Genomic DNA, 13,184 nt, shown 5'->3' with positions numbered 1-13,184 from the left:
GTTGGGCCGACTAACCTGCGCTAAGCTCGTTCACACTACTGGCAAGATGTATTTCCCGCACCGTCTCCACGCCTGACACGTCCACCGCGTAATCGAGCGCCCGCCGCCCTGACGGCAAGCGGTACGGGCGCGAGTGACGCACCCGACGATCCAGCAGCATGCGACCGTCTGCAACGTGACAGACGCGCACACCGTGCGGCGCAAGCTGCGGAACCGGATAGCCGTCGAGCACGATCTTCGCTGCGGCGAGATTTGTGAGTCCGGGCAGCACATTCATTTTGCTACGCCACCGGTACGGCAGGAAGTCTGCGCCCGCGTCCCATTCGCAAATCACGTTGCCGAACGCAAGATAGAGCTTTCCGTCCCGCGCCGTGTGCAACCCGTCGGGCGTGAGCGTCAGCGGCATCAGGTCGTTATCGCCCGCGCCGTCGTCTTCCGTGCCATCGCGCATGTCGAACAGAAACGCGGTGCTGCATGTCGCGCCAAAGTATTGACCATCGACCATTGCACTGGCCATCGTCTGCGGTCGCAACGCCTGCCAGTCATCGCGGGCGAACCACGGCGCGGTCAGTGTCGCCATGCGCCGGGTGGCAAGTAACGTAAGCCCGATATCGCTGGCGTACACCACGCCATGCGGCGCGGCAACCGCGCTTCTGCGGCTCGCAATCGGTGCAGCCTTCGGAAAACGGTACGCCTTGCGGCAGCACGAACCCTCCGTACATTCTTCGGCTATCGCATATGGATGCCCGTCAGTCATCGCGTAGAGCACGCCATCGCGCCAGCGCAACGCGCGCACCGTGTCATCGAGGGCCAGCATGGTGTCAACCGGCCACGCCTGCGGTTCGTAGGGTTCGCAGAACCAGACCTGCCTACCCACGAAGCCCGCGAGTACACCATCGGGTAGCTGTTCTATTCCCGATAGTCCATCAGGCGGCGGCGCATACTGTTCGGAAACGTTCATCTCCGCGAGCTCGTCGGTCGTGAGCGTATCGACATACTCCTGAGCAACGGGTGGGAGTTCAGCGACCAGCAGGAAGCGTGTCGCGGTCGTCGCGCCTGGCTTCGTGCCGTCGTTGAATCCTGACGCCACACGGTAAAGGCGGATCGCCGCGATGTCCCATTCTTCACCGGCATCGGGAAGCGCGGGAATTGAAACGCTTACGGCTGTTCCTTCGGCGGCGTCCAGCAGTTCATTGCTCGGCCATGACGGACAGCCTTCGCCACCCCAGCTATCCACGTAGGTATAGACGTAGTTGCGTGCGCTCGTTATGCGCTCGGGCAATGCTGTGTCCTGCGGCGTTGCAACCGGCGCGGTAACTGGAAGCGGCAGGCCAACGCGTCGCCAGTCGAATTCGCAGCCTTCAGCGGGCAGCGCGGCCGTGACCGGGTACGGTTGCCAACCCGTCACGTAGACACGCTCGCATGTCGGCAACCATTCCGCGACATTGATACAGGGGTCGTCCCATGCGAGCCAGCAGCAGCCGAAGCGGTAAATTGTCTTCGCCGATGTGAGCGGCGCGGTAAAGACCGGCTCGGGCGTGCGGAACGGCGCAAGCGTGCCATGCCAGAGCCGCACGTTCGCGGCGTCACTCGCCATGTTCTCGCGTACGAGCGCCGGGTTGTAACGCGGAACCACGCCGCCGAAACGGGTAATCCGGATGTGCGTCACGGAATACCTCTACGTCGTTACCGAGCCGACGCCCACGAACAGGCCGTTCGACCGTATAAAGACAGTCTGTGTCACCGGGGACGGTCCTACGTCAATCGAAGATACCGCGCGGCCATTGGCGGATATCGTCGCACCTGGCACGAGAGTGTTTCCCATCACGGTATCCACCGAAAACGATTCGCCAGGCGGACCAATGACGAACACCGTGCCGCCGTCCTGTTGCAAAGACCAGTTCGACGCGATCCCAGGTGCCCCCGGTTCGCCGGGCGTTCCGGGCGAGCCGGGCATGCCGGGCGTACCTTGTGGACCGGCTGGGCCGACGAGCGAGGTTGGCGCACCCCAGCCGGTATCACTGCGCGGACCATAGACAGCATTCGCCAACTGGTCGATATAGAAGTCACCATTCCGGCCAATGTTTGCAGAAGGTGGCCCGACGCCACTGAGTACAGCATCTCCTGCTGGTCCGGCAACTCCAGGGGGCCCGGCTGGTCCCGCTGGCCCCTGTGAACCTACCGGACCCTGTACCCCTTGCGGACCTTGCATACCCTGCACGCCAGGCTGCCCCTGCGGCCCCGGTATGCCCTGCGGGCCAGGCGGGCCGGAACCCGTCCCGCCGCCGTCGCAGCATCCCGCGCCGCTAAAGACAATGTTGGAACCGGCCTGTACGGCAGTGATATAACCATCGCGTACCGTGACCGTCGCGTTCGGCCAGGTTCCATCGACAAGCCCGGAAAACGGAGCCGATGCAATTTCGCCTGCCGTGTCCTGTGTGTACTCCCGCGAACCCGCGCGCCACGTCGCGCCCCGCATCGCGGGCCGGTCTACGGTTATGCTGCAACCGGTACGCTCGACCGTCACACGCCCTGAACCGGCCAGCACTTCACAAACCGATCCGGTCTGCCCGCCGAAGCCCTGCACGATAAAGTCAGTCAGGTTCTGCGGCGTCCATACGAACGCGGCGCATGTCCCAGGCGCGGCCGATAGCGCTCGCGTGTTCTCCTGTGCGCGTTCAATCGTCACCTGCCCGTTGACGATACCCGTCACGCGTACGATTTCAAAATCGTCGGGCTCGCCCACGGTTAGCCGGGTGTATGCGCCCGTGTCCGACAATGCGGCATCGAGTCGGGCCGAATCGTTTGCACCAAGCGGCAGAAGACCATCGCCCGGATTCAGACGGCAGCGCAGACGCGCAGCAAAGCCGAGTACCGGAACAAACATCACGCACCTCCACGCGCCGGAACGTCGAACGGCGGGATGTAGATAACGGGAGACGGCAGGCAAGTACAGGCGGGCGACACGTCGCACGGCGAACCGCAGCCGTTTAGCGGATCGCATCCAGCCGGAGAAAGGAAGTTCTCTGCGCGTGCCACTGGCCGTTCAGATTCGCCCAACTGGATCGTGAAGCGTGCGAGCGCTCGCCCGCACACGTTCAGCACAGCCAGATAGAGGCCGACATCAAGACTGCGCAGCGCATCGCCCCATACAAATACCAGTCGCCCCGCATCGTCGTTATTGAACGCCCGAACGGTTATGGCCCGGTCTTTGTGTACAGGCTGGCAACACGAACCACAGCCACAGCCGCCACACTGTCCGCACGGACGGTCGTCGCGATAGCCTGCACGCCGGATATCGAGCGACGCGTCGCACGCGCGAACAGGAGTGTGACCACATGCGCGCAGATCGAGCGCCGTCCGCGTCACGCGCGCATCGATTCGCAAAGCAGAAGGTTTTCGCATGATCTAGAGAAATGGCATGCCACGCGCCATTGCCGTATCGCCTGTGTCGCTCTTGAGACTACGGATACGGGCACGGTTGACCGCGACGTTGTAAGCGCGTTCACGTACCAGTGATAACTGTGGCGCGGTAAATGGATAGCCTGGCAACATGTACAGGCGCGCGAGTGTTCCATCTGCAATTGCCGGTTGCCAGTCGTCAAAGAGGGTTGCGTCAATCTCGCACGCGCGACGCGTGGGGCTCACGGTGAAGCGCACTTCAATGGCCTGCGGCCGGTCGTGCGCCGCGTCGTGCGAGATATGCAGCGCACCGTCGCGAATCGTAAAACGTGCGCCGCCATGTTCGAAACAGCACGCATCCCGCGCGCCGCGATAGCACGTTCCATTAACGTGTGCCTCGTTGACGCGCACAATCTGTTCGTCGTGGTCGGGCCACAAGGGATAGTCACTGACACCGCATTGCTGGTCGATGACGGTTCGACGGCGCAGTGTGTTGCTACGCACACAGAAATCAATGCACGTATCGCGCACATAGGCGAGCGCCATTGACTCGGGGCACAGCGTCGCGCCCGCGATGACGTACGGCAGGAAGGCATCGAGCGGAACACGCTCAATCAGACTTTGGTGCTGTGTTTCCACCGCTAACCCCTCGCGAGGCTTTCACACCGAAGAATTCATCTTCCGCGCGCTTTGACAGACCGATCATTTCGTAGAAGTGCGTCTTGTGCCCATTGCTTCGGGCGAGACTGGTCTGACTGTCCTCGTCTTTCGAGAACGCGCGGTACAGCATGAATTCAATCACCGCGTTATGAAACCGGCCATCGACAGGAACATCGCTATCTTCGTCGGCACGCGTCGGCACGCGCGAGAGTGAGACAACAGCGCGCACGCTCTGCCCGGCAGGCACGGGAGGATCGACGTAGAACATAGACGGTCCATCGGGATCGAACACGTATGAACTGATTGCATAGGGCTTCGGGGGCGATGCCGTGAATGGGCCGCATGCATCGCGACAGGCGAGCGCATCGAACCATAGGCTTGCCACCCGCGCAGCGGTCGCATCGCCTCTGAACGGTCGCCCAATCAGTTCGTCGCGACTGTTCAGTGTGCCCTCAACGCGCCACACCAACGCGCCATCCGGCAACGTCTGGCGGTCGCCCGGTTTGAGGTCGATGGTTTCCGTTTGCTCAAACAGGTCCGGTCGAAGCATCGCAATCTGGGCACTGGCATCGTTGGCATACTCGACAAGTTCAATGCGTGTCCAGCGGATATTCTGGTAGTCCGGTTCCGCGTCGTTCAGCAGTTGCGCAACCTCGTCAACCAGCGAACCGACTGTGCCCGCCATCGTGCTCACGGTCAGTCCTTATGTGCGCGACGGACAGACTTGCCAGCATGAGGCGCGTCCTGTTCGGGTGCGGGCTCGGGTTCGGGTTCGGTTGCAGGCGGTGGCAGTTCGACGCTTTCAGCGGTGGACTGTTGCGCCAGTTCGTCACGCGCCCGCCATTGAGCATTCTCGCGGTTCGATTCTTCGAGCTGCCGCTTCAGTTCAATAAATTCTGCGTCGCGGGCTGCGGCTTCGACTTCGGCATTGGTCTGCGTGAAGGCCACGCCTTCGAGCGGAGCGGTGTCCGCTCCCTTGTCTTCCGACAGTCCGGACTTCAGCGTTTCGGCATTACCGAAACCCGCATCCGTCACGATGGTTCCGGTTTGCTGCGTTGGGTTGCCGGTCGGCGTGAACGTCTTCGTATCGGTGTCATAGAAGCCCGGTACGAGACCGGGTTCGAAATGCAGCGCAGGATGCTCTGAGTAGAAAAACCCGTGCGCGTCCTGATAACCAAATTGCCGTGGCATGTTCGCGTCTCCCGTGCGGCGTAGCCGCATCAGTTACCCATACGTAACCTGTGAGTTACTACACCGTAACCTGTCAGTTACCAATCTTCGGCCAGAACACAATCGGCGAAACCGAAAACCGAAGATCGAAAACGCCGTTTGCAGGCCATGACGTGAGTTCCACGTCGATGATGTCGTTATCGTGCATCCATACCGGGAGGGCGAACGCTTCGCCATTAGAATCGGCATAAGCGCCGTTCACAGTCGCCAGAGCTTCGCCGTTGCTGTGTCTACGAATCGTGAACGTAACGCCAGCCTCGGGTTCTTCGACTTCCCACGCGTATCCGTAGAAAAGCGTCTTCGCGGGCACAATGCACATTCCAACAAGGTCGCCCTGCTGCAATGGCATACCGAGCGTCGCGGCACGTTCCAGATACTGTTGCAATCCGGCCTGACGACGTGAATCAAACTGCGCGAAGTCAAGCAGGCGCGTCATGCCGAACGCGACGTGTTCCTTGTGCGCGGCCGGTGCGAGTGCATCGCCCGGCGCAAGCGGCATTGCAGGGTACTGTTCCCAATCGGGATTAAATACCCCTGTGCCGCCGTGATACAGACGGTGATAAGCCATGTCGTTCTCCAGCAGGAAATGAATTCAGGAGCGTTCAGAAGTGACAATACAGCGCTGCGAGCGCATCGCGCAGGAACGGCTTGTGACCATAGACCCACAACCCACGGTAGTACTTGCCGAACGTGTCATCCATTGAAACGATTTCGTGTTCTTCAAGCTGCTGCGCAAAGCCTGTCGCCTTTCTGTTTCCGGCAATGACCCAATACGCGTTAGTGTTGGTTGCCACGTCGAGCACGCACGGAACGTTGTTGCTGAAATAAAGCGTGAATCCCATTACCTGCAACGGAAATTTTCCGTTGAGAATCGGCGATTGCGCCATGCCGGTGAGGTATGCAGCTTTCAGGTCCGAACCCATCAACGCGCCTTCAGCCGCTTCAGGTAACACGACAAACATCTGTCCGTCCTGCCAGCGGCATGCCTCGCGCAGCACGATACGCACGCGTGTCAGTACTTCGATGACGTTCGCGGCCGTGATTGGCACGGGATTGCCAACTTCTCCCAGCGCCTGCGAGCGCGACAACTTGCCCGCATTCATGCCCTTGTTGGTTGATGCGGTTTGCAGCGCCATCCGCATCATCACGTCAGGATCAATCTGCAACTTGACGTTGTAGCTCGCGCGTTGAAGGAATGCTTCAACCCATTTGTCGATGAACTGAATCTGTTTTTCATCGACGCGATCCAGCTTCACGTTGTAGTACTTCGCGCGATCGATGACCATTGTTACGGTCTCGCTCTCCAGTTCCTGCGGCTGGAGCTTCGCGTTTTTCTGATAGTCGCGGACTTCGACTTCCGGCTCGATGAAATACGTAATACGGTCGCCGTGCTTGGTGATGTCGCCGTTGTAGTCGGTGTTGGTGATATCGCCCGCAACAAACTCGCAATAGGCGCGAGCAATCAGACGGTCACCAAATAGCGGCGTAATCAGCACGGCCGAGTACTGACTGTACCCAGCGGATGCGACGATAGACATGATGGACTCCTGCGCGCCTGACGCGACGAGTCGCGCAATGCGCTATGCGACGAGGCCCGCCCGTTTAGCCTCCTGGAATTCCTTGTCGAACTGCTCGAATTCCGTGGTCGTGATACGTCGGCCGCGCAAGTCACTCATGCGCGCCTGGTAATCGCTCTGGCGGAATTTCGGGGTGGGCTTGCCCGAAGGGTTTGCGGCGGTTCGGTCTGGGGTAGCGAACTGCGCAAGACCGTTCGCGGCTGGGGGCGTGGATGCGCCGGCAGGGGCAGAAGTGGCCGATGCTGCGGTTGCTGCGGTTACGTGTCCTGCGTTGCGCGCTGACGCCGCTGCCGTAGATGCGGTTGCCGGGTCTTGCGCGCGCCCGGAGGCGAAGGCATTGAGGATTGCACTTACGCGTTCGAGGTCACGGGCGTTATGAGCGTCCTGCAAGGCATCGAATAGCGTCAGCGAAGTAAGCGGAACCTTGCGCTTCGTGTATTCGGGCCAGTCGGGATCGTTCACGATGGAATCAAATGCAGGCACCTGGGCACGCACACGATTAACGAACATCGTTTCGTCTGTCTGCAATGCACGCTGGCCTACTGCGCCGGTCTGCCGTTCAAGCTCGGCGATCTTCGCGTGTAGCGGCGCGGTGCTTTTCGCAATCATTTTTTCGGCGACAGGCGCGAAGTCGCCGAACATGTCTTTCTCTTCATCGGTCAGTTCAGGAACGACCGGTTCGGTCGGTGCTTCTGGCTGTGCCTTGCCACGCTTCTCGGCGCGAAGTTCGGCGAGTTCAGAACGTGTCTGCGCAAGCAGGTCCGCAATCACAGACGTTCCGCGTGCGTCTTCCGTCAACTCCGATACGCGATCTTCCAGGCGCTTGACCTGGGCCTTGTATCGTCCCTCCATGCGCCTGTAACGCGGGTCATTAAAAAGCGAATCAGCAGAGTCGCCAACGGGCCGCACTGCGCTCGCATCAGACTGAAATGCGGAAACGTCGTCTGCATCGTCTTGCGTGGTCGCTTGCGCCCCCTGTGCGCCGTCCTGTGCAGACGTGTCGGCGGCGACTGACGCACCAGAACTGGCCGCGGCCGGGTCGGCCGGTGCCGCTCCGGTGGTAGCCGTTGCAGCATCGCCGGACGGAGCGGTCGCTGGGCGTTTCGCTTCTGCTTCGTATTGATCGAGACGGGCCTGTAACTGACGCGGGATTCCCATGTTGATACTCCTGTGAGCCGGGCGGCACGTCTGCCGGGCGGAGTCACAAACAGAAAAGCCGACGGGCATTGCTGCCGGTCGGCGATTGATCGTCGGGCATTGCGGGGTTACTTCGGTGTCAGGATGCCAACCAGTTCGGCAAGACAACGGGCCGCGCCCTGAGCGCGACGTACATGCGTATCGTCATCGGCGCACGCGCATTCTTCCTGTGCGCGCAGCCGGTTATCGTTGAGCCATGCAACCAGTACGCTCCATGCGAGTTCGCGCCTCTGGAGTTGCCCGATGGCCTCAAGCTGTGGGGCGTTCGGCGGTCTCATGATGCGATACCGGCGTGAAACCTATTTCAGACCAGTGCCGCCACAGTTGCACGTCTTCGAGCGTACGGGCACAGCGCCAGAACTGCCCGAGCCGGATGCAGCAGTTTGAGCATTCACGCCCACAGGAATGACAGGCGGGCGAATTGGATTTGGGACACTTCTTTGGACAACCTTCGGTTTTGGCGTCGATGTCGGACGGGAAGTCATGGGTCACCTCTTATAAGCAGATGGTGTATTGCACACATTCAGTTCAATGGAACCAGCGTCAGGTGCTCATAGACGCGAATGATGCCGTTGCTGGCTGTGTAATTCACGCCGTTCAGAGTCCGGCCGAGCGAAAGCGTCGAGCCGGGCGGCAATTGCGCCCGCAGCGGATTGACGAGATAGATGCCCCACGACGGAACCGGAACATTGCTGTCGGGCCTGACGGTAAGACGCCCGGCAGGACTTCCTGTGAGCATGAAAAGTGGCTGGCTCTGTCCCCCGGTCAAGGTGGAGTCGTAGTAGGTCAGTGCGCTCGATGAAACAGGCGACACGCTCACATTCACGAAACACAGGCAGACGATATTCAGGAGCGTGTCGGGTATGACCAGTTGAGTCGCGCCGATGTTCCACGACGATGGACTGCCCGCGCTGATCCAGTCGGATTGCTGGAAGTCTCTGTCGGTGATGGTCATCGCATATCGGCCAGGCTTCCCGGAGCTTGCGAATAGACCTCCGTCCGCGCCAAGCTGCACGGCATTGCCTGCGTCGCCGGAAAGCTGGATCACGCTCGCCTGCAACGTCTCGCCGTTCGAAAGCGGTCGGTGTCGGGTGGCATCATTGACGACGGGAATAGCGGAAACCATCATTGTTCTCCTTCAGCCTGTGTCAGTTCCAGAAAGGCACCTTACGGCCGCCGATATCGATCCAGCCATCCGGCATGGCAAGCAACGCGGTGCGCGAGCCGAAGACAGAAGTGGGCAAATCCGTACCTTCCGCCAAGGATGGCGGTGACGTGGCAGCCGGTAGCAACGCCAGTCCGTTTGAATCCACGGCAAGGCCGCTGGCGGGACGCAACTGGATTGCTATGGGACTGCCAATCGTGCCGTCGCCCGACAGGCCCGCACCGACCACTACCGGCAACAGGTCCGACAGGTTGACGACGAACGGTGCGCCGTCGTCACCGACGCGAAACGTGATCGTGTGCGTTACCGGGTCGTATTCCACGACTTCAAGAAACCGGTCTGCCGGAATAGAACCGATTGCGGCCGTAATCCGGTCACCCATCTGTTCGCACGTTGGCACGTTCGTGCCTAACGGGAGCAGTGAGTCATTGCAATCCCTCAGACTCGCCTGGGTATCGCGAAGCGCGGCGTTCATCTGCATGCACGTCGGCACGCTTGAACCGCGCGCAAGCGGAATACCATTGCAATCAACGAGTGTCGGCGCTGCGGCTTCGATGGCGAGGCGCATCTCGTCACAGGTCGGAATCGCCTCACCAACCTGATGAAACGAACCATCGCAGCTGGTGAATACGCGGGCAAAGCATTCCTGCATGGCGCTGCACAGCGCAGCCGCGAGGATAAGTTTCGCCGAACTGTTCCCGCCGATTCCATCGGCTACCTTCAGCGGATCGACACCCGGATTCGGATAGTTACCGGTCAGGTCTCCACCGGCTGGCCCGGACGGCGGCAGGCTCGTCGGGAATTCATCACAGCAGCCCATTTTCTGACCCTCCAGCAGAAATTCATGTGTCATCGACGCGCGGAACTGGCGCACATACGCCACGCCCGGCACGCCGTTCAGAACGAACCGGTAACGTCCCGGCATCGCCAGCACGACGACATTGCAACGGCGAGTGAGCCGGACCTGAGAACCCCCGCGCATGAACGGGCTGAAGTGCTCGCCCGCGCCGCTGCCGTCCACCAGTTCGACACATACCTGTTCGCCGTTGCCCAGATGGTGCGCGCGGATAATCACAGGTTCGTCATCCACCTGAAGCACGGCCGAGACGTTGGTCACAGAGGACGAATCGAAAACGACATTGCTCGGGTCGCTGTCCTGGAACGCCGTTGTGTTGGTCCGTGCGACGGTTCCGGCATCGAGTGACATGGCGGGTTCCTCTACTTCAGGTAAGCGGTCAGCCACTCATGCATCATCGTGACTTCGTGATAACGCACTGTCACCAGTCCAAGGGCAGGCGTTCCGCCGTCGTCGCGATCCAGCACGAAACGATAGCGGCCGGGTATGCCGATAGGCAGCAGATTGCGCGAGGCAACGAGATTTTCCTGACCACCGCGCGGACAGAACGGCGCGAAGTGCCTGCCTGCACCTTCACCGTCCACCATTTCCACCAGTACGCGGTCATGCGTATCCAGATTGAACGCACGTACGATGATGGGCGACGCGTCCACCTGAATGATGTGTGACAGGTTGGTCGCGCTGTCGGGGCCAAACAGCAGGTTGCGCGGTTCGCTGTCGGCGGATTGCCATACGCCGGGTTGACCGACCAGTGATTGAAGGCCCATTGCTAACCTCCCGGCCGCAGTTCGGCGGAAATCGCAGCATTAAGACGACGCTGCAAAGACCACTCGCGTTCATTCTTCATTGGCACCAGCAACACGGGGTTATGCCAGTAGAGCGAGCGCCGTCCGTGCTGGCCAATGCCGCGCGAATCGTATGTGAACATCCGGTTGCCAAAACTGATTACCGCCTGATCGTCGGCCGTAATGCTGTGTACGCGGCCGTCGCCAAAGAACAGGTCGAACACTGGATCGGCAACCAGCACCTCAAATCCGTCGAGCCTCATGGGTAGCTCCTGGTGCGTGACTCATAGGGTCATGCGGGGGGTATCTGGCTGTTCCGCATTACCTGCTGCACTGCCGCCTGTCTTCCATCCAGGGCAGGCGGCGGCGTTCCCGGTCGCGCTGAAGGTGGCGGGCTTCCCGGTGTTGGTGCGCTTCCAGGAGCCGCGCCAAGCGCGCCGCTAATCTCCTGGTCAACCGTGCTGTCAGGGAAGAAGTCAGACAGGTCATAGCCGTTCTGCTGCAACCATGTGCGAATCAGGAACTGCGCGCCCTGTGGCGGCACAACGCCTTGCTGGATGAACGGCGTGACAACCTGCAAGGTTTCGATGCTTCGGGCCTGCGCCTGTTCTTTCTGAAGAATGCCTTCCGCGCCTTTGGCGATGACTTTGGCGTCTGCCTTGATACTCGGGTCCGGGTCATACAGCATGTTGTATGTCCAGATGCTCGTAATCATCGGCTCGATGCAATCGCGGTCGATGTTCATGATGACGTTCTTGATGCCTTTCAGCGCTCCGCCATACAGAAGCGACAGACCGCCCATTGTTTGCCCAGCGCCGCCTACGTTCTGGTTGCCGTACGTGTATGCCGGGATACCTGAGAAGTCGTCGGCCATCTGCATGTAGCGGGTAAAAATCGCCATCAGGTCGTTGGCAATCGACGGCGCGACGTTGTAGCGCATCGCGGGACCGCCGCCGCCCGGCGCACTGGATGACTTCATGTAACGCACGGACCACGGCACAATCGTGTCTGGCCGGTCTTCCGATTCGTCCAGACGATCTACGTCTATTTCGATGACCGGGCCGGATGCGAAAGCCATATTGCGTACCAGCGCCCGCGCCGCGCTGTTACCGGCACGTTGCAGGTCGCGTATCAGTTGCGGGATGCCTTCGCCCCAGAACTGACCTGGCAGCTTGTTGAACGAAGTAACGCGATACGGGCGCTGTCCAAGCGGATCGGGATTCAGGAGCGCACGAATTACATAGTGGCCGACGAACCACGCGTTGCACTCGTATTGCGCCTCTTTGTCTTCGACTTCGATACCCCATTCCTGGAGCATCGAACCCTGCACGCGGCCCCAGAAATCAAGCACGTCAATGGTTTCGTTATCGCGCCATAGCGTGCCTTGCTTCTTCTCGGCACGGGCGCGCTCGCCATCCATTGAAAGCCAGTCACGAAATCCGCTTTCATACTCGGCAATGACCATGCGTATCGCGCCTTCGTCAAAGAACGGCAGACCGATACATTCGAAAAGCCGCGCCTTGGTCATCCGCATACGCTCGATGACGTTGTTGGCGTCTTGCGGGTTCGTCGCTTCCGGCGATGGATACAGGTCGAGCGGGCTGACGCGCTCACAGACCATGATCGCTTCGGTTGTCGTGTTGATCCGGTTGCCGTCCCATTTGAGGGAGCGCCGGTTTCGCACGACTGGCGTTTTCATCACACCAGCCGGATAGGTGACGATATCGCTCTGGAACTGTTCGAAGATCGCACGCCAGCCGCCTTGCTGTAGCTGGTCGTTTATCTTGTCGCTCATGCGGCCGGACGCTTCAGCGGCCAGCTTCTGCATCTCACGCAGCGCGGTTGCCTTCAATTGCTTCACCCGGTCGCGAATCTGCGCGTTATCGACGTAGCCGCGCGCCAGCACTTCGGCGCGCACCATCTGCACAACCTGCGTTTTCAGGTCGTCGGGCAGGTCCGGGATTGGCGTCGCCTCTATCGTCCACGGTTCATCGGCCGCATTGACCAGAACGTCCTTGATCCACGCTTCGGCCGCGCGACACTTCAATCCCGTTATGTTGATGAAGATATCGATGCCGCCGAGCTTCGCGCGATCTTCCGCGTCATATTCACCATTGCGTTGCCGCGCACACTGCAACATGACACGCTCGATGCCGTTACTGACACGATGGTCGCGATTCACGATCCATGCGCCACGGACATGTTCCGCCAGTCTGCTAACAGGCTGGGTAAGCTGTTCTTCCTTGACCTCTTCGAAGCGCGCGCCTGGGATTACCACGTCCTGCCTGACCGTGGTGAAACCCTTCATGGCA

General features: G+C 60.4%; 13 protein-coding genes. All 13 read right to left on the bottom strand.

Going from position 1 to position 13,184, the window contains the following annotated elements; genetic code table 11:
• Positions 1-10: 10 nt before the first annotated feature.
• Positions 11-1,669: a hypothetical protein gene (locus BTH42_RS32005; RefSeq protein WP_075305190.1), complete on the bottom strand. Its 1,659-nt coding sequence runs from the start codon at positions 1,667-1,669 to the stop codon at positions 11-13.
• A 9-nt stretch (positions 1,670-1,678) separates the two neighbouring features.
• Complete coding sequence (locus BTH42_RS35725) at positions 1,679-2,887, bottom strand: collagen-like protein (RefSeq protein ID WP_218642032.1); 1,209 nt, start codon at positions 2,885-2,887, stop codon at positions 1,679-1,681.
• Between the two features lie 521 nt (positions 2,888-3,408).
• A complete protein-coding gene (locus BTH42_RS31995; RefSeq protein WP_143752288.1) occupies positions 3,409-4,041 on the bottom strand; it encodes a hypothetical protein in 633 nt (210 codons plus the stop codon).
• Positions 4,013-4,747 (bottom strand): DUF6682 family protein, encoded by a 735-nt coding sequence (locus tag BTH42_RS31990; protein ID WP_372237303.1) that lies wholly within the window; start codon positions 4,745-4,747, stop codon positions 4,013-4,015. Before BTH42_RS31990 ends, BTH42_RS31995 begins: the two co-directional genes overlap by 29 nt.
• 11 nt (positions 4,748-4,758) lie before the next feature.
• Complete coding sequence (locus tag BTH42_RS31985) at positions 4,759-5,253, bottom strand: hypothetical protein (RefSeq protein ID WP_075305186.1); 495 nt, start codon at positions 5,251-5,253, stop codon at positions 4,759-4,761.
• A 73-nt stretch (positions 5,254-5,326) separates the two neighbouring features.
• Positions 5,327-5,860, bottom strand: a complete 534-nt coding sequence (locus BTH42_RS31980; protein WP_143752287.1) for a hypothetical protein — start codon at positions 5,858-5,860, stop codon at positions 5,327-5,329.
• A gap of 34 nt (positions 5,861-5,894) precedes the next feature.
• A complete protein-coding gene (locus BTH42_RS31975; RefSeq protein ID WP_075305184.1) occupies positions 5,895-6,830 on the bottom strand; it encodes a hypothetical protein in 936 nt (311 codons plus the stop codon).
• Between the two features lie 42 nt (positions 6,831-6,872).
• Positions 6,873-8,027, bottom strand: coding sequence for a hypothetical protein (locus BTH42_RS31970; RefSeq protein ID WP_075305183.1), 1,155 nt, complete (start codon positions 8,025-8,027; stop codon positions 6,873-6,875).
• A gap of 562 nt (positions 8,028-8,589) precedes the next feature.
• Positions 8,590-9,195, bottom strand: coding sequence for a hypothetical protein (locus BTH42_RS31965; protein ID WP_143752286.1), 606 nt, complete (start codon positions 9,193-9,195; stop codon positions 8,590-8,592).
• 19 nt (positions 9,196-9,214) lie between these two features.
• Positions 9,215-10,438 carry a hypothetical protein gene (locus BTH42_RS31960; RefSeq protein WP_075305181.1) on the bottom strand — a complete coding sequence of 408 codons (1,224 nt, stop codon included), beginning with the start codon at positions 10,436-10,438 and terminating at the stop codon, positions 9,215-9,217.
• An 11-nt stretch (positions 10,439-10,449) separates the two neighbouring features.
• Positions 10,450-10,854 carry a hypothetical protein gene (locus BTH42_RS31955; protein WP_075305180.1) on the bottom strand — a complete coding sequence of 135 codons (405 nt, stop codon included), beginning with the start codon at positions 10,852-10,854 and terminating at the stop codon, positions 10,450-10,452.
• 2 nt (positions 10,855-10,856) lie between these two features.
• Positions 10,857-11,135: a hypothetical protein gene (locus BTH42_RS31950; protein ID WP_075305179.1), complete on the bottom strand. Its 279-nt coding sequence runs from the start codon at positions 11,133-11,135 to the stop codon at positions 10,857-10,859.
• A 29-nt stretch (positions 11,136-11,164) separates the two neighbouring features.
• Entirely contained in the window at positions 11,165-13,180 is a 2,016-nt protein-coding gene (locus BTH42_RS31945; protein ID WP_143752285.1) for a hypothetical protein, read from the bottom strand.
• Between the last annotated feature and the right edge of the window lie 4 nt (positions 13,181-13,184).

It is taken from the genome of Burkholderia sp. SRS-W-2-2016, from assembly GCF_001931485.1.
GTDB lineage: Bacteria > Pseudomonadota > Gammaproteobacteria > Burkholderiales > Burkholderiaceae > Paraburkholderia.
This window is presented reverse-complemented; position numbering and strand designations above follow the sequence as displayed.

Bases quoted from the DNA above. Each gene is read 5' to 3' on its own strand.
- BTH42_RS31960 (WP_075305181.1), bottom strand. From the start codon at position 10,438: ATGTCACTCGATGCCGGAACCGTCGCACGGACCAACACAACGGCGTTC.
- BTH42_RS31965 (WP_143752286.1), bottom strand. From the start codon at position 9,195: ATGATGGTTTCCGCTATTCCCGTCGTCAATGATGCCACCCGACACCGA.
- BTH42_RS31985 (WP_075305186.1), bottom strand. From the start codon at position 5,253: ATGCCACGGCAATTTGGTTATCAGGACGCGCACGGGTTTTTCTACTCA.
- BTH42_RS35725 (WP_218642032.1), bottom strand. From the start codon at position 2,887: ATGTTTGTTCCGGTACTCGGCTTTGCTGCGCGTCTGCGCTGCCGTCTG.
- BTH42_RS31990 (WP_372237303.1), bottom strand. From the start codon at position 4,747: ATGGCGGGCACAGTCGGTTCGCTGGTTGACGAGGTTGCGCAACTGCTG.
- BTH42_RS31970 (WP_075305183.1), bottom strand. From the start codon at position 8,027: ATGGGAATCCCGCGTCAGTTACAGGCCCGTCTCGATCAATACGAAGCA.
- BTH42_RS31955 (WP_075305180.1), bottom strand. From the start codon at position 10,854: ATGGGCCTTCAATCACTGGTCGGTCAACCCGGCGTATGGCAATCCGCC.
- BTH42_RS31945 (WP_143752285.1), bottom strand. From the start codon at position 13,180: ATGAAGGGTTTCACCACGGTCAGGCAGGACGTGGTAATCCCAGGCGCG.
- BTH42_RS31975 (WP_075305184.1), bottom strand. From the start codon at position 6,830: ATGTCTATCGTCGCATCCGCTGGGTACAGTCAGTACTCGGCCGTGCTG.
- BTH42_RS31980 (WP_143752287.1), bottom strand. From the start codon at position 5,860: ATGGCTTATCACCGTCTGTATCACGGCGGCACAGGGGTATTTAATCCC.
- BTH42_RS31950 (WP_075305179.1), bottom strand. From the start codon at position 11,135: ATGAGGCTCGACGGATTTGAGGTGCTGGTTGCCGATCCAGTGTTCGAC.